Origin of the sequence: Xanthobacter dioxanivorans (genome assembly GCF_016807805.1) — a bacterium.
Taxonomy (GTDB): Bacteria; Pseudomonadota; Alphaproteobacteria; order Rhizobiales; family Xanthobacteraceae; genus Xanthobacter; species Xanthobacter dioxanivorans.
In genome coordinates, this window is the sequence record NZ_CP063362.1 from 2,296,883 (window position 1) to 2,320,849 (window position 23,967).

The window sequence follows — 23,967 nt, forward strand, 5'->3', positions numbered from 1 at the left end:
TAAATACATATGCATAATTGATCAAATTATCGTTTATTCTACGCATGATTGATAGTTATATCGAGACATGCAACATCATTGAAAATACAACTGAAAGCCTTAATCAGAATCATTTTTGATCGTGTCTCAGTTCTATTTTCTGATTCAGGGTTCACTCATTCAAGCCCTGTGATGCAGATCTGAATCATCCATCTCGCATTCAGACATGACTTGCCATATGCGGAGCGTGATACGGCCCACATGGAAGCTGTCGAAGGCGATCCGATCCACGTCGAAAACCCAATCGTCGATCGATATGCGCTGATGTTCTGATGATTTACAGAATTGCGATTTGCACCCTCATGGCGTGCTCTCTGAAAATTAAAGCGCGGCCCGCCGCACCACGATCGCGTTTACAAACGAAAAAGGCCCCGCGCTGCGCGCGCGAGGCCAAAATGTGAGGCACATGTGAGCCACCGCCTCAGGCGGCATCCGGTTCCTTCTTCGGCGTATTCCTGGCAGGTCCCGCAATTCGCGCGATATCGAACACCACATAATGGCGCCGGGGTGGATGCAGGCCTTTCACGCGGATCTGGCGCACATAGCGGCCCGCCTCCTTGCCGGGCAGGAGATACCCGCGCGCCTTCAGGGAAGCCAACACACCATCCGCCTGCCACGCAGGCACGATGTCCGGCAGGCGGTCACGCAGGAGTGCCAGTCCCGACACACCCGAGATATCGCGACGTATGCCGAACATTGTCTTCCCGGTGGCCGGGCGCACCTTCATCCCTTCGGCCACCTTGGGGAACAGCTTGGGGTCGCCGGCGTGGGCGCGCAGCCAGGCCAGCATATCGTCGGCGGCGGAGCCGGCAGGTCGCACAATCTCCCAGGCCTGCCGATGCACCTTGCGGATTGCGGCTGCGGCCGCTTTCTTCGTCCACGGCGCGACCTTGTAGTGCGCGGCGAGCATCGCGGCCGCGTACACCGCCGCGAACTTGCGGGCGAAACGTTCGGCGAAAGGCGAGGGAGCCGTAACGGCCTTGGCCATGAACCGCTCCACATACTCCCGGGCACTCTGCTCGGCCTCTGGATCGGCAAGGAACCTCTTCATGAAGCGCCGGATGGGGCGGCCATAATTCTCGCAGATCGCCAGCTCCGCACGGCGGGCCAGTTCTGCCCGGCGCTCTCCGGACGGCTCCCGGTCGAAGATTCCACCCTCATCCCGAGCCGGCACGGGAATGCCGATCAGGCGGACCTGCTCGCCGTCGTTGCGCCGTCGGATCCCGGTGCCGTCGAGGGGCTCCTCTCCGGATGACAGCCCGAAAAGCAGGTACTGGATGTTGCGCAACTCGAAGTCGGAGACCGCCCGGTTGGATCTTTGGCGTCCTTGCCCGCCGGTCATCTTGTAGGCAAGGTTCTGAGCGTGCTGGAGGCGCTTGGCGGGCGTTCCCTCAATCCGACCCAGTTCGTCGAGGACGAGGAGCGAGTCGTTACTGCGGGCAGCCTGCTCTTCGAGGGCACGGTCGGTCAGGTCATGAGTGCGAAGGCACTCCCGTCCTGCCTTCTCGATGACGGACTGCGCCGCAGTCGAGGCCAGGCTCTTGCCGGTCGAGGACTCGCCGATGAAGTGGAACACTGCCCCCTCGTCCTGGCCGACCGGTCGCAGCAGGCACCCGGCGAATGCGACACTCACCGCGAAGGTGAGATAGCTGGAACTCGCACACGCCTCAGCCAGCCCTTCGCGCCATGCCTTGGTCCTGCCCTTCGCGCATTGCCGAGCTGGAACGGGGTGAGTGGGGACCAACCGGGGGCCATGGCCGACAGCGCCATCTGGGAACAGGTAGGCGCGGCCGTGCCATCCAAGGATGCTTGTCGAATGAACGATGTCGCAGCCCTCCGCGATCAGCGCCAGCCGCAGATCCCCGAGCCAATCCTCCGGCATGCGGGCGCCCTGCGCTGCGAGGGTTCGCTTAGCTCCGCGGGGGTCATCGATCTGGGATCGAGGAATAATCGCGGTCGAACGGCCACCACTAACGGTGTCGAAGTCGACCTTCACCGAGTAGAAATTGTCGTCGATGTTGTGATGGATCTCGATAGGCTGGACCCATTGCATCTTGTACGCGCGCGTCATGTTGGAATCCTGAGTTGATGGAGCCACCAATGGCTCACATGGCAGCAGACAAGGGCCTGCGCGCGCGCCGGAGCGCGCGTGCAGGGAGTTGGCGATAGGTTGAGGTTGTCGCGACTACTTCCGGGGCCTGCCGCATCCACGGAGACGTTCGGAGAGGCGAATGCGCGGCGCCCGAATGGACTTCTCGTCGAAGAGAGGGGCGGGCCCCGGTCGAAACCCGACGACCCGGAATCGCTCGGTGACCGCCTGGTCGAGGAGCCATGCGTCGTGCTCGGCCAGATGCCGACTGGGCAACGGCACGGTGCGCTGGCCGGCTCGCTCATCGTCACCGGCGTCCGAGACATGCATCCTCGACGTCCGCGCCAGGACTTGGCTGATCGCGTTCCCCAGGTGGCTGCGCTCCACCTCGACGATCTTGACCAGCCAGCCGGGCGTCATCCCCGCTTTCGGAGTCAGTGCCGCCTGGAGTGCGACCTTGTCGGGGCCGGTAATGACCGCCTGAAGGCGGGGCTGCCACCAGCGGTGACCGCCTTGGTCGTGCAGCGACGCATCCACTCCGATGACGCCCTTGACCGAGCCCTTAGGGAGACTCTTCAATCGCTTGAGGAACCACGCCAAGCCGCCAGCGACATCGCACGAATGAAGTTCTCCTGGCGGGAGACGCCATTTCTTCCGCACGACCGACACGAGGTAGATCGGGCTCGTTGAGGCCTTCAGGCGCGGGTGAAGCCGGACCGTCAGACGGGCACGCTCGATCCGCGACGCGTAATGGCACGCCGCGCAGCACGTCCGAGGGTCGTCGCAGGCCCAGCCCGGCCCGCAGAGCCAGAAGTCCTGGCTGTGCTTGCCCTCGATCCCGCGACGTTCAAAGCGATCGCCCATGGCGATGTTGCGATCGCGGATGTTGTCGAGGGTTTCGAAGCCATCGAGGCGGCACGGTTTGAGGCGCTTCCGAAGCTCCGCCTCAACGGCAACAAGGCGGGGGGCATAGAAATGCGAGCGCTTAGCGGTCATCGTGCACGCCCTTCTCAACGAGAGCGGCGATGTCAGACGCGCGCCACCGCGTCAGGCGTGGTCCGATCTTGACCGGCGCGGGATATCGTTGTCCCCGCCCCGCGTAGAGCGTGGCGCGAGAAATCCCGAGAATCTTCACCACCTGCTTCGCCGTAAGTAAGTGGCCGATGGGGTCCAAACTGTCCGAACTCATGGGTGCCCTCCTTTGGGAAGGGCACCCACTTAGACCAACTCAGCGGGGCTGAGACGCAACTTGGACCGTCAAAGCTCAAGCCCCTTTGAAGTTGCGGTATGCCGCCGACCCAGTCTCTGCTCCTTCCTTTTGATGCGCTTGAGCTCTTCCTCGACGCGCTCTCGTGCCTTCTCGATCCAGCTCCTGACGGTATTATCCGCCACCTCTAGACGGGCATCGGCAGCGAGGGCGGATGTAGCGGCCATGATCTTTTTAGTTGTCTCGTTCTTTCTGGATGTCGGATCATATCCATATGTTGCGTCTCGGCACATTGCGTAGAACATGATGAGCAGTTTTCCGATGTTCCGAGTTTCCACTTGACCCTTGAGTTTCCTGACCTCGCTTTCCAACGCCCTGACTTTCCGCCGGAGTATCTTGGGCGATTCTGGGGGATTCGGGCGGTAGGCCAGATAGCTCTGTCTCATCGCTTCCGGAACTGGGATTTTGCATGCATCGCAGTACTTGAATATCGCGTCTTGGCTTATGAAAGTGTCCGTGTGGTCGTACTGAAAAAACAGCCGCCTGAGATCTTTGTACTCAGTGCTTTGCTTTACGCTTGCAAACCTCTTCGCCCTCGGGTCACAGCCCACGACTAACGCTGCGGCCTGCCAGTAAGTCAGAAACTCAGCCTTACCCCAATACCCCCAATCCGGCGCGTCTTCGCTAACCGCTCCATCAACAGTCATGACATACTCCATGCTTAAGGTGTTCTGCGACTTTCCGGGCGCAGGTCCGGCCGACCATCTGCAGGGCGGACGCTAGCCTTCGTTCCGGAACCATCCGAAACGTTGCAGATGACGAACTGCTGGGAGAAGCTGTCTTGCGGATTCCCCGTAGATCAGCTCCGCATTAGGCCTTGACGATGATCTCGATCTGCTCCGGCTTCACGCCGAGTGTGCGAGCAAGGGCTTCCTTGGCCTGAGGTATGGTCAGGGTGAGCGGGGACTCGGCAACGGACGCAGGCGTGGGAGCTTCGTCGTCGGCCTCACTCTCAGCCGTCTCATCCACATCGATAAGCTCATCAGTCGCGCCACTGGCCGCTCGCCCGAGGCTGATGGCGTTGTAATGCCACCTGAACCGGCTCTTGCTACCGCGGCGCCCGACCACAAATGTGCCGCAGCCCGCATCCTGCATCTGCCGGGCGCAATCGATCGCGACGGTGGTCGTCTCGCCCAGCAAATTGACCCAGCGCTCGATCGGGGTCTCTAGCGGGCTCCTCTTAAGGTCCGCCAGCCGATCGAAGATGGCCCGAGCCCATTCATTTTGGCTGTAAAGCTGACGAACGGCCTTCAAGACGTCCTTATGACCCGCCATCTGATCCCCCACACGGCGACGCCCGCCGTCTATGCGCTCTTACATATCGCGTTTGGGGCATCTTATCAACTCTTACATCACTTTAAAGGCGCTAAAAGTTTATAAAAATGGGCAAACTATGGGACCTGCATCCGTCCAATATCATTTTCTATATATAAATCAATTGCTTACGTAATAGGCCCTTGAAGTTGCCAATCTAAGCCCTCTGACCCTTCATCGCTCGGAATTCGTCCAGCAGGTCCGCCCACACCTGCAGGAGCACCACCCTTTCTGGCCAATAGGTCGCCCGGTTGTAGGCTCGGCGCACTTCATTGCTATCCAGATGGCCCAGCGCCGCCTCGATCACGTCGGGGGAGTGCCCCTTCTCGTTGAGGATCGAACTGGCCGCCGCCCGGAACCCGTGGGAGGTCATCTCGTCCTGGGTGAACCCCATGCGCCGCAGCGCCGAGTTCATGGCGTTCTCGCTGAGGAGCTTTTTGTTCGAGCGGATGGAGGGGAACACCAACTCGCTGCTGCCGGTCAGAGGCCGGATCTCATTCAGCACCGCAACAGCCTGCCGGGACAGCGGCACCATGTGGGCGCGGCGCATCTTCATGCGCTCGGCGGGGATGCTCCACACCGCCTTCTCAAAATCGATCTCGCTCCACCGCGCGCCACGCACCTCCCCGGGACGGGCGAAGGTGAGCGCCGTGAAAAGAAGCGCGGATCGGACGGTAGGCCAGCCAGTATATTCGTCGACAGCGCGTAGCAGCCCGCCGAGCGCCTTGGGATCGGTGAGTGCCGATATATGACGGACCTGCGGACGCTCCAACGCGTCTCTCAGAGCGAAGGTTGGATCATTTTCGGCCCTCAAGGTCGCGATAGCGAATCGGAACACCGCCCCGATGGAGGATCTCAGCCGACGAGCGGTTTCCCGGCGACCGCTTCGCTCGATCTGCTGGAGGACGGACAGAACTTCGAATGCTGAAATTTCACTGATGGGCCGGTGGCCAAGGCTCGGACCCGCCAAATCGGCAAGCAGCCATCGCTTTTTGGCCAGCGTGATCTCGGCGATCCCTCGGCCTCTAAGGCGCTCAATGAACTCTTCCGCGACAGCTGCGAACGTGTTGGCTGATGAAACGCTGGCAGCGACTTTTTCGAGCTTCCGGACCGCAGAAGGATCCTCGCCACCCAGGAGCTGCTTCTTCGCTTCCTCCCGCTTCTGGCGCGCCTCGGCCAGCGACACGGTGGGATACGGTCCAAACGAGAGCTGCTTCGGCTTGCCCGCGAATCGATAGGCGAGGCGCCAGATCCGACTGCCGTTCGGGTTAACAAGAAGGTGCAGGCCACCGCCGTCAAATAGCTTGTACGGCTTGTCTTTTGGCTTGGCGTTGCGCAACGCCAGATCCGTGAGAGGCATATGTAGGCATCTCGCTGTAGGCATGAAATCGATGCCTACAAGCATGCCTACGCGTGCGCGAGATTCAACCGGACCACTGTGGACCCTGGCAGACCATCAAAGGGGGCTAACCACTTGATTTACCATCGCAATTGGACGTTAAAAGACGTCTCTGGATGGTAAAATGGTGCCCAGGAGAGGACTCGAACCTCCACGGCTTTCACCACTGGTACCTGAAACCAGCGCGTCTACCAATTCCGCCACCTGGGCCCCCACCGGCACTGGGCCGTCAGGAGCGCGAGACATAAGGGGGCGGCATGGGGCTTGTCAACAATGCCTGCCGTCCGCCCACGGAAAGTTTTCGTCGTCCCGCTGCGGAGCGGCGGTGAGGGCGGTCCATCCGCTTGCCGGCGTGGACGGACCGCCATCGAGCCGGCGAAGGCGCGCAGGGCGGCCCGCGCCGGTCGACCGGCCGCGCCTCAGTGCTGGAACTTCGCCGGCCGCTTCTCGATGAAGGCGGCCATGCCTTCCTTCTGGTCGGCGGTCCCGAACTGCGACTGGAATACCCGCCGCTCGAAGCGGATGCCTTCCGCCAGCGTCGTCTCGTAGGCGCGGTTCACGCTTTCCTTGGTCTGCATGGCCACCGGCAGGGACATGCCGGCGATGCCCTTGGCCACCTTCAGCGCCTCATCCAGCAAATCGGCGGCGGGCACGATGCGGGAGACGAGGCCCGAACGCTCGGCTTCCACCGCATCCATCAGGCGCCCGGTGAGGCACATCTCCATGGCCTTGGACTTGCCGACGAAGCGCGTGAGGCGCTGGGTGCCGCCGGAGCCGGGCATGACGCCGAGCTTGATCTCCGGCTGGCCGAACTTCGCCGTGTCGGCGGCGAGGATGAAGTCGCACATCATGGCGAGCTCGCAGCCGCCGCCCAGCGCAAAGCCCGCGACCGCCGCGATCACCGGCTTGCGCGTGCGCGACAGGCGCTCCCAGGAGGTGATGAAATCGTCGAGATAGGTTTGCGGATAGGTGAAGTTCTGCATCTCCTTGATGTCGGCGCCGGCGGCGAACGCCTTCTCGGATCCGGTCAGCACCAGGCAGCCGATGGAGCGGTCCTGCTCGAGCTCGTCGAGGGCGGCGCCGAGGTCAGCGATGAGCTGCCGGTTCAGGGCGTTGAGCGCCTGGGGGCGGTTCAGCCGAATGAGGCCCACGCGCTCGAGCCGCTCCACCAGGATCGTTTCGTATGCCATCCCAATCCTCCTCTTTGCCCGGCGTGACACCGGGGATATTTCCGCCGGTGCTCTAGCGCGTTTCAGGGCCGGAAGCGAAGAGGGAAGGCCGCACAGCCGGCGTGCGGCCGTGCCCTACCTCTGGCAGACGGGACAGAAGAAGGTGGAGCGTCCGCTCTGCGTGATGCGCTGGACCACGCCCTTGCAGCGCAGGGTCTGGCAGGGCTGGCCCTCGCGGCCGTAGACGCGGAAGGTGTGCTGGAAGTAGCCGAGCTCGCCGTTCACCTGCCGGTGGTCGCGCAGGGAGGAGCCACCGGCCTGGATCGCCTCGCGCAGCACGTCGCGGATGGCCACCACCAGCCGCTCCGCCCGCTGGGTCGGCAGGCCCTCGTGCGTGGCGATGGTGTTGGCGAGGCGGCGGGGCGAGAGGCGGGCGCGGTAGAGCGCCTCGCACACATAGATGTTGCCCAGCCCGGCCACGAGCTTCTGGTCGAGGAGCGCGGACTTGAGGGGTGTGTGGCGGCGGGCGCAGGCGCGGGCCAGATATTCGGCGTTGAATCCGTTGCCGAGCGGCTCCGGCCCGAGGCTGGCCAGGAGCGGATGCGAATCGAGCCGGTCGTAGGGCACGATGAGGATGGCGCCGAAGCGGCGCGGATCGTTGAAGGTCACGGTGGCACCGCCGGCGAGGTGCAGCACCACGTGGTCGTGCGGCCCGCTTTGCCCGCGCGGATGGTGGAACAGGCCCGGCCGGCCCTTCACCCTGGCGCCTTCGACGCGGATGGAGCCGGACATGCCGAGGTGCAGGATCATCACCTCGCCGCCGCTCAGGTCGGCGAGCAGATACTTGGCGCGCCGGCCCACCGCCTCGATGCGGCGACCGGCGAGCCGCTCCGAGAAGTTTTCCGGCAGGGGCCAGCGCAGGTCCGGCCGGCGGGCCTCGGCGCTCTCGATCACGGCGCCTTGCAGGACGGGCAGGAGACCGCGGCGGACGGTCTCCACCTCGGGCAATTCGGGCATTTCTTCCTTAACACGGGTGGGCGGGCCGCAACCGGCGCGCGAGTCGTCTCAGCCTTGTAGGATCGGGCCGGCGCGGCGCGCATGCAAGACGAAAGGCGCATTTGTCCCCTCAATCGGCGGGGCGCGGCTCGGAGCCGGGCCGGTCCGGCGGGGTGTCGAAGTCCAGCGCCTCCAGCCGCAGGCCGCGCCGGGCGATCTTGTCCGACGAGATGAGCACCCGGCCCACGTCGTCGCTCACCTGGGAAAAATGCTTGGACAGGTCGCCGACGCGCTCGCGCAGGCGGGTGACGTCGTCCACCAGGGCGGCCACCTCGGCGCGCACCCGGTCGGCCTGCTCGCGCATGCGGGCATCCTTGGCGATGGCCTGCACCACCTGCACCGCCAGCATGAGCAGGGCCGGGGATACCAGCACCACCCGCAGCCGGTAGGCCTCCTGCACCACCGCGTCGAACCGCTCGGCGATCTCGGCATAGACGGATTCGGAGGGCACGAAGATGAGCGCCACGTCCTGGGTCTCCCCCGGCAGCAGGTAGCGCTCGGCCACGTCGTAGACGTGCTTCAGCAGGTCGGTCCGCATCCTCTGGCCCGCGGCCTTGCGAGCCTCGGCGGTGGGCGCCTCGCGGAAGGCGGTGACGGCCTCCAGCGGAAACTTGGAATCGATGAGCAGCGGGCGCGGGTCGCCGGGCAGGAAGATGGCGCAGTCCGGCCGTCGCCCGTTGGAGAGGGTGTGCTGGAAGGCGAAGCTGCCGCGCGGCAGGCCGTCCGCCACGATGGCCTCCATGCGGGCCTGGCCGAAGGCGCCGCGGGCCTGCTTGTTGGCCAGGGTCTCGCGCAGCGCGATCACCTGCGAAGACAGGTCGCCGAGGCTCTTTTCCGCCGCCTCCATCACCACCAGGCGCTCGGCGAGGCGGGTGAGGCTTTCGTGGGTGGCGCGGGCGGCGGTGGTCAGGGTCTCGCCGAGCCGGTGGGAGGTGGCGTCGAGGCGCTCGGACACCGCGCGGGCGAGCTCGCTCTGGCGCTGGGCCAGGAGCTCGGTCATGCCCTGCACCCGCCCGGACATCTCCGACTGGGCGCGCACCAGCTCCCGCAGGCGCCGGTCGAGCTCCTCGGCCCTGAGGGCTTCGGCCGCTGCCGTTTCGCTGCGCGCCCGGGACCGGCGCAGAACCGCAGCGAGGCCGAGGAAGAGGCAAAAGGCCAGTCCCCCCGCCGCGACGGCTGCCGCTTCGGCCAAGGTGACGGCGTGACCCGCCAGGCTGAAGAGCACCACCGGCATGGCTTCTTCTATCGTGATTCTTGGCTTGAACAAACAGCGAACATGTTGACCGGACGCTCAGCTTCGCTTATCTCGCAGAAATGGCGACGCGACCCATCCTCATCCTCCCCGAACCCAAGCTGCGGGCGCATTCCGCGCCGGTCGAGACCATCGACGGAGAGATCCGCAAGCTGGTGGCGGACATGTTCGACACCATGTACGACGCGCCCGGCATCGGGCTGGCGGCGATCCAGGTGGGCGTCGACAAGCGGGTGGTCACCATCGACGTGGCGCGCGACGGCGCGGACAAGAAGCCGGTGGCGCTGATCAATCCCGAGATCATCGCCGCGTCCGAGGAGACCTCCATCTACAGCGAGGGCTGCCTCTCCATCCCCGAATATTACGAGGAGGTGGAGCGCCCGGCGCGCGTTGCGGTGCGGTTCCTGGACCTGGAGGGCAAGGTGCGGGAGGTGGAGGCGGACGGGCTCTTCGCCACCTGCGTCCAGCATGAGATCGACCACCTGAACGGTGTCCTCTTCATCGACCACATCTCCAAGCTGAAGCGGGACCGGGTGATCAAGAAGTTCACCAAGCAGGCGAAGCACAAGGCCGAGGCCTGAGGGCCGAAACCGGCTCCTTCAACCGGATATCCGAATGCGCATCGTCTTCATGGGGACGCCGGACTTCGCCGTTCCGACCCTGTCCGAGATCGTCGGGCGCGGGCATGACGTGGCGGCGGTCTATACGCGCGCCCCGGCGCCGGCCGGTCGGCGCGGGCTCGACCTCACCCCCTCGCCCGTCCACCAGGTGGCCGAGCGCTTCGGCCTCAAGGTTCTGACCCCCAGGAGCCTGCGCGGCGAGGAGGCGGCGGCGGAGTTTCGCGGCCACGGCGCCGACGTGGCGGTGGTGGTGGCCTACGGCCTCATCCTGCCGCCGGCGATCCTTCAGGTCCCGGCCCTCGGCTGCCTCAACCTGCACGGCTCGCTGCTGCCGCGCTGGCGCGGCGCCGCGCCCATCCAGCGCGCCATCATGGCCGGCGACCGCGAGACGGGTGTCGCGGTGATGCAGATGGAGGCCGGCCTCGACACGGGCCCGGTGGGCCTGGTGGAGCGCATCCCCATCGGGCCGGACATGACGGCGGGCGACCTGCACGACCGCATGATGGTGCTCGGCGCCGACCTCATGGCGCGGGCGCTGGCGGCGCTGGAGCGCGGCGGCCTCGGCTTCACGCCGCAGCCGGAGGAGGGGGTCGTCTACGCGGCCAAGATCGAGAAGGGCGAGACCCGCATCGACTGGTCGCAGCCCGCCTCGGCGGTGCACGACCGCATCCGCGGCCTGTCGCCCTTCCCCGGGGCATGGTTCCCGCTGGGGCCGGACGAGGCGCGGGTCAAGGTGCTGCGCTCCACCCGCGCCGAGGGCACCGGGGCGCCGGGCGAGGCGCTGGACGACCGCCTCACCATCGCCTGCGGCAGCGGCGCCGTCCGGCTTCTGGAATTGCAGAAGGCCGGCAAGCAGCCCATGGGGGCGGATGCCTTCCTCCGGGGCAACAGCGTGCCGTCCGGCACGCGGCTTCCTTGACGGGAGGCGCGTCGCGCGCCCTGTTGCCTCCCATGCCTCGCTACAAGCTCACCATCGAATATGACGGCACGCCCTTCGCCGGGTGGCAGACGCAGGCCGACCAGGACACCGTGCAGGGCGTGCTGGCCGCGGCATTCCGCCGCTTCTGCGGCGAGGACGTGCACGTCGCCGGCGCTGGGCGCACGGATGCGGGGGTACATGCCACCGGGCAGGTGGCCCATGTGGATCTCTCCCGGTCCTGGCGCTCCGACACCGTGCGCGACGCCATGACCGCCCAGCTGCGCCCCCATCCGGTCGCCGTGCTGGCGGCGGAGGAGGTGCCAGCCAGCTTCGACGCCCGCTTCTCCGCTACCCGGCGGCACTATCTCTATCGCATCGTCAATCGCCGGCCGGACCTCGCTCTCGACCGCGACCGGGCCTGGCGCATCCCGCAGGCGCTTGATGCGCAGGCCATGCATGTCGCGGCCCAGCGCCTGCTGGGGCGGCACGATTTCTCCACCTTCCGGGCGGCGGAATGCCAGGCGGCATCGCCGGTGAAGACCCTGGACCAGCTCGACGTCTCCCGCGACGGCGATCAGATCCGCATCGTCACCTCCGCCCGCTCGTTCCTGCACCATCAGGTGCGTTCCATGGTGGGCTCGCTGATGCGGGTGGGGGAGGGGCGCTGGAGCGCCGACGACCTGGAGGCGGCGCTGAAGGCCGCCGACCGTTCCCGCTGCGGTCCCATGGCGCCGGCCGCGGGGCTGTACCTTGCCGCCGTCAGCTACTGACCGAGGCGCGGCATCCGGGCGCCGTTTCGAAAGATCGTCCAGGTCCGGCCGGGAACACGCCGACCGCGCCGGACGCGCGGAATCAATGAATTGTAATCACATATGAAATCGGACGCGGGAACGCTCGGCCTCCGGCGGCATTCTCCCCTTGAGAGCTTCCGGCGCGTGCGAGCAAGGGTTGTCAGGTGATGTTCGGTTTCGATTTCCACGGCCAGAAGGCCAGTCAGCAGCGTATCTCCCCGGCCACGGCCCATGTGGTGGCGCGCGTGGTGCCGGCGGCGCCGTGTGGCTGGCTGTTCTTCGATGGCGGTGAGACGACCATGGAGACCGAGGACGGCGTCGCGCTCATCCTGCCGGGAGGGGCGTTCTTTCCCCACGAGGCGCGGCGCTTCGCCAGCGAGGCGGTGGCGCGGGCGGAGGCGGAGCGGCTGAACGATGCCAGCCCCTGCGCCGACCGGCCATGGCAGGCCAAGCCGGCATCCGGATTCCAGATGCCGCGCCGCACCGAGGACATCCTGCAGCAGCTGCGCGTACTCGGCCATTAGGAGCGATCGACATTCAGTTGCGGCGTATTTCTTCGGCCACCGTCATGGCCGGGGCAAGCCCGGCCATGACGGTGGTGAGGGGAGGGCGCCGGTCGATCTGAATGTCGATCCGCCCTGGGGCGCCCGCCCGGGGCTGATCCCCGGGCGGATCGCTTTCGCGTGCGTCAGACGCCGGCCTGGGACACGAACTTCGGGTTGAGATAGGCCTGGATCGCCTCGGATCCGCCCTCGGAGCCGTAGCCCGAATCCCTCACGCCGCCGAACGGAACCTCCGGCAGGGCCAGGCCCAGGTGGTTGATGGTCATCATGCCCGCCTGGATTTCCGACGCCACCGCGTTCGCCGTCTTGGCCGAGCGCGTATAGGCGTAGGAGGCGAGGCCGTAGGGCAGGCGGTTCGCTTCGGTGATGGCCTCGTCGAAGTCGGAGAAGGGCAGCATCATGGCCAGCGGGCCGAACGGCTCCTCGTTCATCATCCGCATCTCGCGGGTGACGCCGGTGACCACGGTGGGCTCGAAGAAATAGCCCTTGTTACCGATGCGGGCGCCGCCGGTCGCCACGTCCGCTCCTTTCTGCCGGGCGTCGGCGATGAGCGCCTCCATGGCCGGGATGCGGCGCTCGTTGGCGAGCGGGCCCATGGTGGTGCCCTGGTCGAGGCCGTTGCCCACCTTCACCGCCTTGGCGACGGTGACGAAGGCGTCGACGAACTCCTCATACACCTTCTCCTGCACCAGATAGCGCGTGGGCGAGACGCACACCTGGCCGGCGTTGCGGAACTTGGCGGTCGCGATCTGCCGGGCCGCCGCCGTCACGTCGGCATCGTCGAAGACGATCACCGGCGAGTGGCCGCCGAGCTCCATGGTGACGCGCTTCATGTGCGCGCCGGCCAGCGCCGCCAGCTGCTTGCCCACCGGGGTGGAGCCGGTGAAGGTGATCTTGCGGATGACCGGGTGGGCGATGAGATATGCGCTGATCTCCGCCGGAACGCCGTAGACGAGGGCGATGACGCCCTTGGGCACGCCGGCATCCACGAAGGCGCGGATCAGCTCGGCCGGGGAGGCGGGGGTTTCCTCCGGCGCCTTGACGATGATGGAGCAGCCCGCCGCCAGCGCGGCGGAGAGCTTGCGCACCACCTGGTTGATGGGGAAGTTCCAGGGGGTGAACGCCGCCACCGGTCCCACCGGCTCCTGCACCACCAGCTGGTACACGCCCTGCGCGCGGGCGGGGATTACCCGGCCATAGGCGCGGCGCGCTTCCTCGGCGAACCAGTCGATGACGTCGGCCGCCGCCAGCGTCTCCATGCGCGCCTCGGCGAGCGGCTTGCCCTGCTCCAGCGTCATCAGGCGGGCGATGGAATCGGCGCGTTCGCGCAGGAGGTCGGCGGCCTTGCGCATGAGCTTGGAGCGGTCGAAGGCGGAGACCTTGCGCCACACCTCGAAGCCGCGCTGGGAGGCGGCGAGCGCTTCGTCCAGGTCAGCGACGCAGGCATGGGCGACGGAGCCGATCTCCTCCTCGGTGGCCGGGTTGAGGACCGGAATGCGGCGCCCGCCCTCGGCGTCGCGCCAGACGCCGTCGATGTGAAGCTGGACGTTGGGATACATGATGTCTCCTTGGGCAGGGCTGGCAGGGCAACGATGGCAAAGCCGGCCGGCGCGGATGTCGCCGCGGGGGACGCAGCGGCCTTGCGTCAGGGGCCCCTCGCCGTGGCGGGAGGGGTGGGGCTGAAGCGGGTAAAATCCGTCCGTGGCTCTGCGGTGGGTGGCTCTCAGGTGGGTGGCTCTGAGGTGGGTGGCTCTGAGGTGGGGAGCGACCGCGCCGGGGCCGGCGGGCGCGACGCGCGCATTCTAGAGCGCGATCCGATCGGAGGGAACCAGAAACTGTTCCATCCGATCGGGGATGCGCCATTCAAGCTCTTGAAAAGAAGCAAGGTTACCGCTCACATAGAATCGCCCCGCGCGTTTCGATGTGAGCGGGTCCGGCTCTGGCGCTCCGCGTGGCTTTTGAGAACCTGCGCGCCCCCGACGGCGCCGAGGAGCCATGGCCCGGATATCGGCCTTGCCTTTGCCTTTGCCTTTACCCTTGCGCTGCGTCTTCCCCCGTTCCGCCCTTGACCTGCCTGCGTCCTTGCCGCCGAATGCGCGAAACAGCCGGGAGGGCGCTCACATGACGCGGGACGACGGTTTCTCCCCGGACGAGCGCGCCGCCGTCTACCGCTGCATCGCCGAGCGGCGCGACGTGCGCCGCAATTTCCGGCCCGATCCCGTGCCTGACGATGTGCTCGCCCGCGTGCTCGGCGCCGGCCATGCCGCGCCGTCCGTGGGCTTCCTGCAGCCGTGGAACTTCATCGTCATCCACAGCGCGGCGACCAAGGAAGCGCTTCACGCCGCCTTCACCCGCGCCAATGCGGAGGCGGCGGCCATGTTCGAGGCGGAGCGGGCGACGCTCTACCGGTCGCTCAAGCTCGAGGGCATTCGCGAGGCGCCGATCCTCCTGTGCGTGACCTGCGAGCGCGACCGCGCCGGGCCGGTGGTGCTCGGGCGCACGCACCAGCAGGAGATGGACATCTATTCCACCGTCTGCGCCGTGCAGAACATCTGGCTGGCCGCGCGGGCGGAGAATCTGGGGGTGGGGTGGGTGTCCATCCTCTCCCTCGCCGACCTGCATGCCATTCTCGGCATTCCTGCCCACATCGTGCCGGTGGCGCTGCTGTGCATCGGCTACATCGATCATTTCGAGGCGACGCCGGACCTCGAGCGGGCCGGCTGGCGCCAGCGGCTGGCGCTCGCCGACCTCGTGTTCGAGGAGCGGTTCGGCGCGACCGGCGGCGCCCTCGTGGACGGCTGAAGGGGGAGGGGGCGGGAGAGGCCGGGCGTCAGCGGCTGAGGGCGACCTGCTGGCCGGTGTCGGCGATCACGCCCACATAACGGTTCGGCCCGGAGGGCTGAAGGCGCGCCGTGACCTTGCCCTGATGGTTCTGCAGCACGATGTCGGAGCCCATCATGTCCCAGCCCTTGGTCATGAAGATCTCGCTGGGGCAGGAAACGTCCGCCTGGGCGGAGAGGCCGCTGAGGCCGCGGTCGGTGCCGAGGCGCACCGGGCAGACGTTGCGCCCGCTGTCCCAGGAGAAGCTCCAGGCGCCGGACAACTGGCCCTGCGCCGCGCTCGGGGCATAGGCATTGCCGCCGGGATTGGCGGTCGGCGGCGTGAGCGGAACGTTGTTGGCGGCGGTGCGGGGGGTGATGGCGCCGGTGGCGGTCTCGGCGGTCGCGGTGGACACGTTTTCGGGCGCAGGCGCGCTCTCGACCGCGCCGGTGGGCGCGGCGAGCACGCGGTTGCCCGCGACGGCGGACGGTTTCGCCCCGAAACCGTCGAGCTCGGTGCTGCAGCCGCAAAGGGCGAGCGCCAGCCCCGCCGAAACCAGAACCACCTTCATCCAACGCTCTCCGGACGTGCCCGCAAACCCTAGCGCCTCTCCTCGACGACCGCCACCGGGCGGTCGAAGGAGCGCGCCATCAACGTTCGGAACGCAAGGCGGCACCGAAGGTGGACTCCGTTGCCGGCTGCGCGAAACCGCACCCTTTCGGCAGAACATGGCAGGACCAAGGCCGCGACCTTACTAAATTACCGCATCAGGGTGGCGGATGGACGCGATGGTTAAGGCGGTTTATCAGCACGTGCGGTATTTCCGACCCTCTCCCCAATCCCCGCCGGGCCCCATTGCCGGAGTTACGCCCATGAGCATGCTCGACCCCCGCACGCTGACCGTCCTCATCACCGGCGCGACCTCCGGCATCGGCGCCGCGACGGCGCGCCGGTTCGCCTCGGCCGGCGCGCGCGTGGTGGCGGTGGGCCGCCGGGCGGAGCGGCTGGCGGCGCTGACGGCGGAGTTCGGCGATCTCATCCTGCCGCTGGAGTTCGACGTGCGCGACGAGGCCGCGACCTTCGCCGCCATCGCGAGCCTGCCGGCGCCTTTCGATGCGTACAATGTGGTGTTCGCCAATGCCGGCCTCGCCCTTGGCCTGGAGCCGACCCACGAGGCCGACCTCGATGACTGGAGGACCATGGTGGAGACCAACATCACCGGCATGCTCTACACGGTGCGGGCGACCCTGCCCGCCATGGTGGCGCGCAAGCAGGGACACCTGGTTTTCACCGGGTCGGTGGCGGGCGACTTTGCCTATCCCGGCGCCAACGTCTACGGCGCCACCAAGGCATTCGTGAAGCAGTTCTCGCTCAACGTCTGGGCGGATCTGTCCGGTAGCGGCGTGCGCGTCACCAACATCGAGCCGGGCCTCACCGAGACGGAGTTCTCCGTGGTGCGCTTCGCCGGCGACCAGTCGAGGGCGGAGAAGATCTACACCGGCGTCGACGCCATGACCGGGGAGGACATCGCGGAGCAGGTCTTCTTCGCCTGCACCCAGCCCCGACACGTGAACATCAACCGCATCCAGTCCATGGCCGCGCAGCAGGGCTTCGCGGCGCTGACGGTGAAGCGCAACCCGGCGTGAGCGGGGTGGGCGCTGCGGGGCGGCGAAATCGGGTGGGCCGGCCTTGCCGGCTCTGGTCTGATGGGCCACGCTCGCTTTTCCCAGGAGATGCCCCGTGCTGGCGCTCGATGCCCCCGACCTCGTCCTGCCCTCGCCGGGCCGCCTCGTGACGGCGACCCCGGCGACCCCCCTCGCCATCGCCGCCTGCGACTACGAGGTGGTGCGCCGCGCGGTGGAGTACATCTCCCTGCATGTGCGGCAGCAGCCGGAGGTGGAGGCGATCGCCGGCGCCGCCGGCGTCTCCGCGCGTGCCCTCACCGATCTCTTCCGCCGCTGGTGCGGGCTCACCCCCAAGGCCTTTCTCCAGGCGGTGACGCTGGACCGCGCCCGGCGCATCGTCGCCGAATGCCCCAACGTGCTGGACGCCGCGCTGGAGCTGGGGCTTTCGGGGCCGGGACGGCTGCACGACCTGTTCGTGGTGCACGAGGCCATGTCGCCGGGCGAGTGGAAGACCGGCGGGGCGGGGCTGGTGATCCGCTTCGGCTTCCACCCTTCGCCCTTCGGGCTGGCGCTGGCCATGTCGACGCCGCGCGGCCTGTGCGGCCTCGCCTTCGCTGATCGCGGCGAGGAGTCGGCGGCCCTCGACGACATGCGCCGCCGCTGGCCGAACGCCACCTATGTGGAAGACCCCTCGGCGACGGCGCCGCTGGTGGCGCGGATCTTCGATCCCGCCTCCTGGCGCGACGACCAGCCGCTGCGCATCGTCTTCATCGGCACCGATTTCGAGATTCGGGTCTGGGAGACGCTGATGCGCATTCCCATGGGCCGGGCCACCACCTATTCCACCATCGCCGAGCATGTGGGGCGGCCGAAGGCGGCGCGGGCGGTGGGGGCGGCGGTGGGCAAGAACCCCATCTCCTTCGTGGTGCCGTGCCACCGCGTGCTCGGCAAGAGCGGCGACCTCACCGGCTACCACTGGGGCCTCACCCGCAAGCGCGCCATCCTCGGCTGGGAAGCCGGCAAGGTGGAGCCGGCGGGGGAGTGAGGCTTCAGGCCCGCCGCTTGGCCGTTTTGGCGTTCACATAGGCCTTGAGCACGTTCTGCATCCGGGTGAGGTGGCCCTTGCCCTTGGCTTCCTCAAAGAAGAAGTCGAACACGTCCGGATCGAGCTTCAGATGGACGGAACGCGGCTTCTTCGGCGCTTCGAGCGTGGCGCCGGCCCAGAAATCGGGGCCGAGGCTTTCACCCTCGGGGGCGTTCGGGTCGTGGAAGAGCTCAACCTTCTCCTTCATTTTCCGGATTTCGGCGAGCGAGGCTCGCTTGATATGCGGATCGCTCATTGCGACCTCCCTTCCAGGCGGAGATGAGGCGGATTTGGCCCTCTCGCTCTGTCTACACAACGACGAAACACTCTTCATCAATCAAGCCGATGGAGATTTTTCGCTCTTCACCGTAATCTTTGCGGTCATCTATCCACGTTAGTGTATATCCATCGAAAATCAGCGCAGCGTATACGAAATCGACCGCGTGTTTCTGGATGACCGCCCGGCGCTTGGTTTCATCCCACTCGAAGTCCATGGTTTTGAAGTCCCATTATTGACTGAGTGCATCTCCATCGCGTCTCCTGAACTCGATCACGGGATCGCGCCCCCATTACCGGGCAATGGGTGGAGTGTACAAATAAAGTGTACACCATTCAAGCGTTTCGATGTCCGTCGGGCGGCGGGACTTGAGGTTGGCGGGTGGCCGAGCGCTCTGGGTTCCCTATCGCAGGCGGGAGATCGGGCGAAAGGGGGCTGCTCTCCGTCTTACCCCACCCACCCCTTCAGCTCCCGCTCCACCACGTTGGCCAGTACCCGCATGCCGTCATCGTCCGCGTTGAGGCAGGGGATGGCGGCGAAATGGGTGCCGCCATGGTGCAGGAAGATCTCGCGGTTCTCCACGCCGATCTCCTCCAGCGTCTCCAGGCAGTCGGCGACGAAGCCGGGGTTGAACACCGCGAGCCGCTTCACCCCGCTCTCGGCGAGCGCCTTCACCGTCATGTCCGTATAAGGCTGGAGCCATTCCTCGCGGCCGAAGCGCGACTGGAAGGTGAGCTTGAGGCGGGTCTCGTCCAGGCCCAGGCGCGCGCGCAGCAGGCGGGCGGTCTTCACGCACTGGCAATGATAGGGATCGCCCTTCAGCAGATAGGATTTCGGCACGCCGTGGAAGGAGGCGAGAATCACCTCCGGCTCGAAGTCGAGGCCGGCGAGGTGGCGCTGAAGGCTCGCGGCGAGCGCATCGATATAGACCGGATCGTCGTGCCAGGGCGGGGCGACGCGCAGGGTCGGCTGCCAGCGCATGGCTTTCAACGCATCGAACGCCTTGTCGCACACGGTGGCCGAGGTGGCGGCGGAATATTGCGGATAGAGCGGCACCAGGAGGATGCGCTCGCACCCCTGCGCCTGGAGGGCGGCGAGCTTTTCGGCGATGGGCGGCTTGCCGTAGCGCATGGCGAAATCCACCACGATGCGCCCGTCGGCACCGGTGAAATGCGCCGCGAGCCTCGATGCCTGGTCGCGGGTGATGGTCTTGAGCGGCCCCTCGTCGCGCTGCGTGTTCCAGATGCTGGCATAGTCGCGGCCCTTGGGGCCGGGGCGCCTGGTGAGAATGATGGCGTTGAGGATGAACCACCACAGCACCCGGTTCACCTCGATCACCCGCCGGTCGGAGAGGAATTCCTTGAGGTAGGCGCGCATGGACCAGTAGTCCGTGCCCTCCGGCGTGCCGAGATTGACGATGAGCACCCCGATGCGCCCGAACGCCACCTTCGGATGGTCCGGCGGCAGGTGGGTGGCATCGGGGGAAAACGCGGGGACCTGATCGCTCATCGGCGCCTCACCTGGTTGCCGGCGAGATGGCCTCTGCCCGCGTCCGCGTCAATGCGGCGGGGCCGATGCCGGCGCGACTCCTACGGCTGCGTGGGTCCGCCGGATGGCTGCCGGGCCGGAACTGCCGCCGGCTGGCGGCGGCGCCGTGAACGCCGTCGGAATACCGTGATGGGTGAGGGATGGTGGGCGCGACAGGGATCGAACCTGTGACCCCTACGATGTCAACGTAGTGCTCTCCCGCTGAGCTACGCGCCCCCTCGCAGGAAGCGCCTCTATATCGGCTCGAATCGCCGGAGGCAAGACGACCGGATTAGGAAATCCCTTTGAATCCACAGATGCTGCAGATTGCTCCGATACCCCTTATAATTGCATCGCGTGAGTCGTTTATCCCGGGAGGGAAAAAGCCATGGCAAATGTGAAGGGTCCTAAAGATCACTCTCCGGCGATCGAAACGTTGGCTGCGAAGACGCTGCAAAATCCCAACGCTGGCAAGGATGCCAAGCGGCTGGCCGGTGCTGTTCTTGCACACGGCGACGGCAAGCCTAATAAACCCCCGCTCCCAAAGGCAAAAAGTAGGGAAGGTCAGTCGGTCGAGACGGTCTTTCCCGTCGATCATGCGGCCGCCAACATCTTTCCGACTTCGGCCACGAGGTCGCGCAGGTGGAAGGGCTTGGAGAGCACCTTCGCCTCGCTCGGCGCCTCGCCGTCGGAATTGAGCGCGACCGCGGCGAAGCCGGTGATGAACATCACCTTCAGGTCCGGATCGAGCTCGGTGGCGCGGCGCGCCAGCTCGATGCCGTCCATCTCCGGCATCACGATGTCGGTGAGCAGCAGCTCGAACGGTTCCTCGCGCATGCGCTCGTAGGCGGAGCGGCCGTTGTCGCAGGAGGCCACCGCATAGCCTGCGTTCTGCAGCGCCTTGACGAGAAAGCGGCGCATGTCGTTGTCGTCTTCGGCGAGCAGAATCTTGGGCACGCCTCTTCCCCTGATGTCGTGTGCGGTCGGTCCCAGGCCGGTCCCGGGTCGGGGCCGAGGGTGATATGACTTGTCTGACCCAATCGGGTAAATTCGAAGTGAAGGCCGCGCCAAGGCTTCACAAGGATGCGCCCCGCCGACCATGATGGGCGGGGCCGATTTGATTTCTGGAATGACGCCAAGGTATTGGGTTCTAGATGACCGCTTGCCTCGCAGATGCCATAGAACCCGCCTTCGAGGTGATCGCCCCTGCCCAGTGCACGGCGCCCTTCGTGTTCAACTCGCCGCACTCCGGGCGCATCTATCCCCGCAGCTTCGTGGCGCAGACGCGGCTCGACTTTCCCACCCTGCGGCGCTCCGAAGACACCTTCGTGGACGAGCTGTTCGCCGACGCGGTGGCGGTCGGGGCACCGCTGATGCGGGCGCTGTTCCCGCGCTCTTTCCTCGACCTCAACCGCGAGCCCTATGAGCTCGACCCGCGCATGTTCGAGGGGCGGCTGCCGCCGTTCGCCAATACCCGGTCGATCCGCGTGTCCGGCGGCCTCGGCACCATCGCCCGCGTGGTGGGCGATGCCCAGGAGATCTATCCGCGCCGTCTGGCGGTGAGCGAGGCGCTGGAGCGCATCGAGACCTATTACAAGCCCTACCATCAGGCGCTGCGCCGCCTCATCGCCCGCGCCCAGCGCCAATGGGGGCTGGCGGTGCTGGTGGACTGCCATTCCATGCCGTCCACGTCCACCCGCGACGACATGGCCCGCGCCGACTTCGTCATCGGCGACCGCTACGGCACGAGCTGCAGCGAGGTGGTGACCGAGGCCATCGAGACGGCGCTCATCGCCCGCGGCTACCGGGTGGTGCGCAACAAGCCCTATGCCGGCGGCTATATCACCGAGCATTACGGCAACCCCTCCGCCGGCCTGCATGCGGTGCAGATCGAGCTGAACCGCAGCCTCTACATGGACGAGGCGGCCTATGAGCGGAATGCGGGTTTCTCGCAGGTAAAGGCGGACCTCGCCGGCCTCATGCCGGCCCTGTTCTCGGCCGTCGCCGAGGGCATCGCGCCGCCGCGTGCGGCAGCTGAATGACGGAGCCCTGCAAAAATCCGGGTGGTGCCTTGCGTTTTTCGAATGGCAGGATTAGGAGTCGTTCCGCGCTTCCATGACGCGCCTGTAACACACGCTTCCGCACCGCCTGCCTGGCCCCTGGCAAGGAAGGCGGTGGGGGTGGTGTCAATGGTGGGGATTGGTCCGTCTGCGCCGGCCAGGGCAGCGGAAAGGCAATGGCGAACGCGGAAAACCCGTCCGGCATATGGCTTCAGCGTGTAAGGCTCCGCAGTGAGCCGGGCCCAAAAAGAAAGGGGCCGTCCGCGTTAGCGAACGGCCCAAGTCTAGGGAGGAAACGCCCAAGGAGGGCAGCGACACAGCGACGCCAATCGCCATGTCGCAATGCACAAATAGCCTAGTGCGCTGCCAGAAATCAAGTGCCGGTTTGTCGCAGTCTGGTATACCAGGGCGTCCCATTGATTTTAAATGACTTTTCTCGCCGCCGTGGGATGCGCCGCGCGCTGGTCCGGCTTGAGCCGACCCCGTCTGTTTCATCATCGTCCTGCGACTCGGCTTCGGTCGGGCGGAATCTGCGTGGCCCACGCGGGCGCTCCAGCGGTTGCGCGGTGGCCTGCCGCCGCGCGGGGATCGGCCCGGCATGGCGCTAGCTTCACGGCCCTTGCAGCTTCATGCCCTCGCAGAACCGCCGCGCGCCTTTGCGTGCAACGGCGAACAGGCGCGGTTGTGATCTGGACCAGACGCGATCTCGGCCGGGTGTGACCTTGGCGAGGTGGCGCGTGTGCAGTGCGGGGGGGCGTGCAGGGCCGAAGGCGTGCGCGCCGGGATCAGGCCGGAGCGGGGCAGCCCAAAAAGAAAGGGGCCGCTCGCGTAGGTGGAGCGGCCCAAGTCTAGGGAGGAAACGCCCAAGGAGGGCAGCGGCACTGCAACAAGCACTGCCGCGCTGCATCAATATGCGCGGATCCATGGTCGGCTTCAAGATCCGCCCCGGCCGATAGTTTGGGCAGCGAGGCGGATTTAAAACCTTTTGCACGCAAGCGCTTCCGGTCGGCCTGCTTATTCGTTGCGCGATCTTCCCGCGCCGCTGCACCACAGGACGCCAGCGCAGCCGACGCCCCGCGTCCTGGCCGTGCGCGCCGGCGCGCACCTCGGATTTCTCATCTTTTCCCTTGGCAGCCGGCGGCCTGCGCGCTTTCCTGCCGGCCCGATCCCGAGGGGGCGCGGCGCGGTCGAGCGACCAGCGGCCGGCGCCCGCTTCATCCTGCGGAGCTGCCATGACCGCCGTCGATTTCGACGCCTTCGTCCATAACCTCGCGACCGTCTCCGGCGAAGCCATCCTGCCGTTTTTCCGCACCGCGCTCGGGGTGGACGACAAGAGCCGGGGCCGCGCCTTTGATCCGGTGACCGAGGCGGATCGCGCCGGCGAGCAGGCCATGCGGCGGCTCATCCGCGAGACCTTTCCCGCCCACGGTATCATCGGCGAGGAATTCGACAACGTGGCCACCGAGGCGCCCTATGTGTGGGCGCTCGACCCCATCGACGGGACCAAATCCTTCATCGCCGGCCTGCCTGCATGGGGCACGCTGATCGGCCTGCTGAAGGAGGGGGACCCGGTCTACGGCATGATGCATCAGCCCTTCATCGGCGAGCGCTTCTTCGGCGACGGCGGCGTGTCGCGCTATCTCGGGCCGGCCGGGGAGCGGCTGCTGAAGGCGCGCGACTGCGGGCGCATCGAGGACGCCATCCTCTTCACCACCAGCCCGCGCCTGATGAATGCCGAGGACCGTGCCGCCTTCAGCCTGGTGGAGGAGCGGGCGAAGCTCTCGCGCTATGGCGGTGACTGTTATGCCTACTGCATGGTGGCGGCGGGCCTGGTGGACCTGGTGATCGAGACCGAGTTGCAGGACCACGACGTGATCGCCCTCGTGCCCATCATCGAGGGAGCGGGCGGCGTGGTCACCAACTGGGAAGGCGGCTCGCCGGTGGCCGGCGGGCGCGTGGCGGCGGCCGGCAGCCGCAAGGTGCACGAGGCGGCGCTGCGCCAGCTCACCGCGTGAACGGCGGGGCCTGGATCATTTCCCCGTTTCACGGAAGCGGGGAAATGATCCAAGTGATCGCGTAGACGCGTTTTCTGCGCG

24 protein-coding genes and 2 tRNA genes are annotated in these 23,967 nt (G+C 66.5%); 9 read left to right on the forward strand and 17 right to left on the reverse strand.

The window, feature by feature from the left end; all coding sequences use genetic code 11:
• Positions 1 to 460 precede the first annotated feature (460 nt).
• The 10 genes from EZH22_RS10815 to EZH22_RS10860 form a co-directional block, all read right to left on the reverse strand.
• Entirely contained in the window at positions 461 to 2,110 is a 1,650-nt protein-coding gene (locus EZH22_RS10815; protein ID WP_203195632.1) for a DUF927 domain-containing protein, read from the reverse strand.
• Between the two features lie 114 nt (positions 2,111 to 2,224).
• The gene (locus tag EZH22_RS10820; protein WP_203195633.1) at positions 2,225 to 3,124 is read right to left on the reverse strand and encodes a hypothetical protein; all 900 of its coding nucleotides are present in this window, start codon (positions 3,122 to 3,124) and stop codon (positions 2,225 to 2,227) included.
• Positions 3,114 to 3,317: a helix-turn-helix transcriptional regulator gene (locus tag EZH22_RS10825; RefSeq protein ID WP_203195634.1), complete on the reverse strand. Its 204-nt coding sequence runs from the start codon at positions 3,315 to 3,317 to the stop codon at positions 3,114 to 3,116. Before EZH22_RS10825 ends, EZH22_RS10820 begins: the two co-directional genes overlap by 11 nt.
• Positions 3,318 to 3,385: 68 nt before the next feature.
• The gene (locus tag EZH22_RS10830; protein WP_203195635.1) at positions 3,386 to 4,054 is read right to left on the reverse strand and encodes a hypothetical protein; all 669 of its coding nucleotides are present in this window, start codon (positions 4,052 to 4,054) and stop codon (positions 3,386 to 3,388) included.
• A 151-nt stretch (positions 4,055 to 4,205) separates the two neighbouring features.
• A complete protein-coding gene (locus EZH22_RS10835; RefSeq protein WP_203195636.1) occupies positions 4,206 to 4,670 on the reverse strand; it encodes a ubiquitin family protein in 465 nt (154 codons plus the stop codon).
• Between the two features lie 196 nt (positions 4,671 to 4,866).
• A complete protein-coding gene (locus tag EZH22_RS10840) occupies positions 4,867 to 6,069 on the reverse strand; it encodes a tyrosine-type recombinase/integrase (protein ID WP_203195637.1) in 1,203 nt (400 codons plus the stop codon).
• Between the two features lie 164 nt (positions 6,070 to 6,233).
• Positions 6,234 to 6,318: transfer RNA gene (locus tag EZH22_RS10845), tRNA-Leu, on the reverse strand.
• Between the two features lie 209 nt (positions 6,319 to 6,527).
• Entirely contained in the window at positions 6,528 to 7,298 is a 771-nt protein-coding gene (locus tag EZH22_RS10850; RefSeq protein WP_203195638.1) for an enoyl-CoA hydratase, read from the reverse strand.
• Positions 7,299 to 7,412: 114 nt separating this feature from the next.
• Positions 7,413 to 8,294 (reverse strand): bifunctional DNA-formamidopyrimidine glycosylase/DNA-(apurinic or apyrimidinic site) lyase, encoded by an 882-nt coding sequence (gene mutM, locus EZH22_RS10855; protein ID WP_203195639.1) that lies wholly within the window; start codon positions 8,292 to 8,294, stop codon positions 7,413 to 7,415.
• 109 nt (positions 8,295 to 8,403) lie between these two features.
• Positions 8,404 to 9,567 carry a DNA recombination protein RmuC gene (locus EZH22_RS10860; RefSeq protein ID WP_203195640.1) on the reverse strand — a complete coding sequence of 388 codons (1,164 nt, stop codon included), beginning with the start codon at positions 9,565 to 9,567 and terminating at the stop codon, positions 8,404 to 8,406.
• Between the two features lie 80 nt (positions 9,568 to 9,647).
• Between EZH22_RS10860 and def the strand changes: the two genes are divergently transcribed.
• From def to EZH22_RS10880, 4 genes are all read left to right on the forward strand, one after another.
• Complete coding sequence (gene def, locus EZH22_RS10865) at positions 9,648 to 10,166, forward strand: peptide deformylase (protein ID WP_203195641.1); 519 nt, start codon at positions 9,648 to 9,650, stop codon at positions 10,164 to 10,166.
• A 28-nt stretch (positions 10,167 to 10,194) separates the two neighbouring features.
• Positions 10,195 to 11,124: a methionyl-tRNA formyltransferase gene (gene fmt / locus EZH22_RS10870; protein WP_203196495.1), complete on the forward strand. Its 930-nt coding sequence runs from the start codon at positions 10,195 to 10,197 to the stop codon at positions 11,122 to 11,124.
• Positions 11,125 to 11,156: 32 nt separating this feature from the next.
• Positions 11,157 to 11,894 carry a tRNA pseudouridine(38-40) synthase TruA gene (truA, locus tag EZH22_RS10875; RefSeq protein WP_203195642.1) on the forward strand — a complete coding sequence of 246 codons (738 nt, stop codon included), beginning with the start codon at positions 11,157 to 11,159 and terminating at the stop codon, positions 11,892 to 11,894.
• 188 nt (positions 11,895 to 12,082) lie between these two features.
• On the forward strand, positions 12,083 to 12,439 hold the full coding sequence (locus EZH22_RS10880) for a hypothetical protein (protein ID WP_203195643.1): 357 nt from the start codon (positions 12,083 to 12,085) through the stop codon (positions 12,437 to 12,439).
• Between the two features lie 164 nt (positions 12,440 to 12,603).
• Here the strand turns inward: EZH22_RS10880 and EZH22_RS10885 are convergent, their stop codons facing one another.
• Positions 12,604 to 14,037, reverse strand: a complete 1,434-nt coding sequence (locus EZH22_RS10885) for an NAD-dependent succinate-semialdehyde dehydrogenase (protein ID WP_203195644.1) — start codon at positions 14,035 to 14,037, stop codon at positions 12,604 to 12,606.
• Between the two features lie 562 nt (positions 14,038 to 14,599).
• Here EZH22_RS10885 and bluB point away from each other — a divergent pair.
• The gene (bluB, locus tag EZH22_RS10890) at positions 14,600 to 15,280 is read left to right on the forward strand and encodes a 5,6-dimethylbenzimidazole synthase (protein WP_203195645.1); all 681 of its coding nucleotides are present in this window, start codon (positions 14,600 to 14,602) and stop codon (positions 15,278 to 15,280) included.
• 28 nt (positions 15,281 to 15,308) lie between these two features.
• Here the strand turns inward: bluB and EZH22_RS10895 are convergent, their stop codons facing one another.
• The gene (locus tag EZH22_RS10895; protein ID WP_203195646.1) at positions 15,309 to 15,869 is read right to left on the reverse strand and encodes a protease inhibitor Inh/omp19 family protein; all 561 of its coding nucleotides are present in this window, start codon (positions 15,867 to 15,869) and stop codon (positions 15,309 to 15,311) included.
• A 301-nt stretch (positions 15,870 to 16,170) separates the two neighbouring features.
• Here EZH22_RS10895 and EZH22_RS10900 point away from each other — a divergent pair, with 301 nt between their 5' ends.
• On the forward strand, positions 16,171 to 16,944 hold the full coding sequence (locus tag EZH22_RS10900; RefSeq protein WP_203195647.1) for an SDR family NAD(P)-dependent oxidoreductase: 774 nt from the start codon (positions 16,171 to 16,173) through the stop codon (positions 16,942 to 16,944).
• 145 nt (positions 16,945 to 17,089) lie between these two features.
• Complete coding sequence (locus tag EZH22_RS10905) at positions 17,090 to 17,968, forward strand: methylated-DNA--[protein]-cysteine S-methyltransferase (RefSeq protein WP_203196496.1); 879 nt, start codon at positions 17,090 to 17,092, stop codon at positions 17,966 to 17,968.
• A 4-nt stretch (positions 17,969 to 17,972) separates the two neighbouring features.
• Here EZH22_RS10905 and EZH22_RS10910 read toward each other — a convergent pair whose 3' ends face one another.
• The 5 genes from EZH22_RS10910 to EZH22_RS10930 form a co-directional block, all read right to left on the reverse strand.
• The gene (locus tag EZH22_RS10910; protein WP_203195648.1) at positions 17,973 to 18,263 is read right to left on the reverse strand and encodes a BrnA antitoxin family protein; all 291 of its coding nucleotides are present in this window, start codon (positions 18,261 to 18,263) and stop codon (positions 17,973 to 17,975) included.
• Positions 18,264 to 18,315: 52 nt separating this feature from the next.
• Positions 18,316 to 18,501 carry a BrnT family toxin gene (locus EZH22_RS10915; protein ID WP_203195649.1) on the reverse strand — a complete coding sequence of 62 codons (186 nt, stop codon included), beginning with the start codon at positions 18,499 to 18,501 and terminating at the stop codon, positions 18,316 to 18,318.
• 230 nt (positions 18,502 to 18,731) lie between these two features.
• The gene (gene hemH / locus EZH22_RS10920) at positions 18,732 to 19,793 is read right to left on the reverse strand and encodes a ferrochelatase (protein ID WP_203195650.1); all 1,062 of its coding nucleotides are present in this window, start codon (positions 19,791 to 19,793) and stop codon (positions 18,732 to 18,734) included.
• Between the two features lie 180 nt (positions 19,794 to 19,973).
• Positions 19,974 to 20,048 (reverse strand) — tRNA-Val (locus EZH22_RS10925).
• 357 nt (positions 20,049 to 20,405) lie between these two features.
• Entirely contained in the window at positions 20,406 to 20,732 is a 327-nt protein-coding gene (locus EZH22_RS10930) for a response regulator (RefSeq protein ID WP_231711519.1), read from the reverse strand.
• A 233-nt stretch (positions 20,733 to 20,965) separates the two neighbouring features.
• Here EZH22_RS10930 and EZH22_RS10935 point away from each other — a divergent pair, with 233 nt between their 5' ends.
• The gene (locus EZH22_RS10935; protein WP_203195652.1) at positions 20,966 to 21,853 is read left to right on the forward strand and encodes an N-formylglutamate amidohydrolase; all 888 of its coding nucleotides are present in this window, start codon (positions 20,966 to 20,968) and stop codon (positions 21,851 to 21,853) included.
• A 1,250-nt stretch (positions 21,854 to 23,103) separates the two neighbouring features.
• On the forward strand, positions 23,104 to 23,886 hold the full coding sequence (hisN, locus tag EZH22_RS10940; RefSeq protein WP_203195653.1) for a histidinol-phosphatase: 783 nt from the start codon (positions 23,104 to 23,106) through the stop codon (positions 23,884 to 23,886).
• Positions 23,887 to 23,967: the final 81 nt, after the last annotated feature.

Coding starts and splice junctions, on each gene's coding strand:
- EZH22_RS10815 (WP_203195632.1), bottom strand. CDS start 2,110: ATGACGCGCGCGTACAAGATGCAATGGGTCCAGCCTATCGAGATCCAT.
- EZH22_RS10820 (WP_203195633.1), bottom strand. CDS start 3,124: ATGACCGCTAAGCGCTCGCATTTCTATGCCCCCCGCCTTGTTGCCGTT.
- EZH22_RS10825 (WP_203195634.1), bottom strand. CDS start 3,317: ATGAGTTCGGACAGTTTGGACCCCATCGGCCACTTACTTACGGCGAAG.
- EZH22_RS10830 (WP_203195635.1), bottom strand. CDS start 4,054: ATGGAGTATGTCATGACTGTTGATGGAGCGGTTAGCGAAGACGCGCCG.
- EZH22_RS10835 (WP_203195636.1), bottom strand. CDS start 4,670: ATGGCGGGTCATAAGGACGTCTTGAAGGCCGTTCGTCAGCTTTACAGC.
- EZH22_RS10840 (WP_203195637.1), bottom strand. CDS start 6,069: ATGCCTCTCACGGATCTGGCGTTGCGCAACGCCAAGCCAAAAGACAAG.
- EZH22_RS10850 (WP_203195638.1), bottom strand. CDS start 7,298: ATGGCATACGAAACGATCCTGGTGGAGCGGCTCGAGCGCGTGGGCCTC.
- mutM (WP_203195639.1), bottom strand. CDS start 8,294: ATGCCCGAATTGCCCGAGGTGGAGACCGTCCGCCGCGGTCTCCTGCCC.
- EZH22_RS10860 (WP_203195640.1), bottom strand. CDS start 9,567: ATGCCGGTGGTGCTCTTCAGCCTGGCGGGTCACGCCGTCACCTTGGCC.
- def (WP_203195641.1), top strand. CDS start 9,648: ATGGCGACGCGACCCATCCTCATCCTCCCCGAACCCAAGCTGCGGGCG.
- truA (WP_203195642.1), top strand. CDS start 11,157: ATGCCTCGCTACAAGCTCACCATCGAATATGACGGCACGCCCTTCGCC.
- EZH22_RS10880 (WP_203195643.1), top strand. CDS start 12,083: ATGTTCGGTTTCGATTTCCACGGCCAGAAGGCCAGTCAGCAGCGTATC.
- EZH22_RS10885 (WP_203195644.1), bottom strand. CDS start 14,037: ATGTATCCCAACGTCCAGCTTCACATCGACGGCGTCTGGCGCGACGCC.
- bluB (WP_203195645.1), top strand. CDS start 14,600: ATGACGCGGGACGACGGTTTCTCCCCGGACGAGCGCGCCGCCGTCTAC.
- EZH22_RS10895 (WP_203195646.1), bottom strand. CDS start 15,869: ATGAAGGTGGTTCTGGTTTCGGCGGGGCTGGCGCTCGCCCTTTGCGGC.
- EZH22_RS10900 (WP_203195647.1), top strand. CDS start 16,171: ATGAGCATGCTCGACCCCCGCACGCTGACCGTCCTCATCACCGGCGCG.
- EZH22_RS10910 (WP_203195648.1), bottom strand. CDS start 18,263: ATGAGCGATCCGCATATCAAGCGAGCCTCGCTCGCCGAAATCCGGAAA.
- EZH22_RS10915 (WP_203195649.1), bottom strand. CDS start 18,501: ATGGACTTCGAGTGGGATGAAACCAAGCGCCGGGCGGTCATCCAGAAA.
- hemH (WP_203195650.1), bottom strand. CDS start 19,793: ATGAGCGATCAGGTCCCCGCGTTTTCCCCCGATGCCACCCACCTGCCG.
- EZH22_RS10930 (WP_231711519.1), bottom strand. CDS start 20,732: ATGCGCCGCTTTCTCGTCAAGGCGCTGCAGAACGCAGGCTATGCGGTG.
- EZH22_RS10935 (WP_203195652.1), top strand. CDS start 20,966: ATGACCGCTTGCCTCGCAGATGCCATAGAACCCGCCTTCGAGGTGATC.
- hisN (WP_203195653.1), top strand. CDS start 23,104: ATGACCGCCGTCGATTTCGACGCCTTCGTCCATAACCTCGCGACCGTC.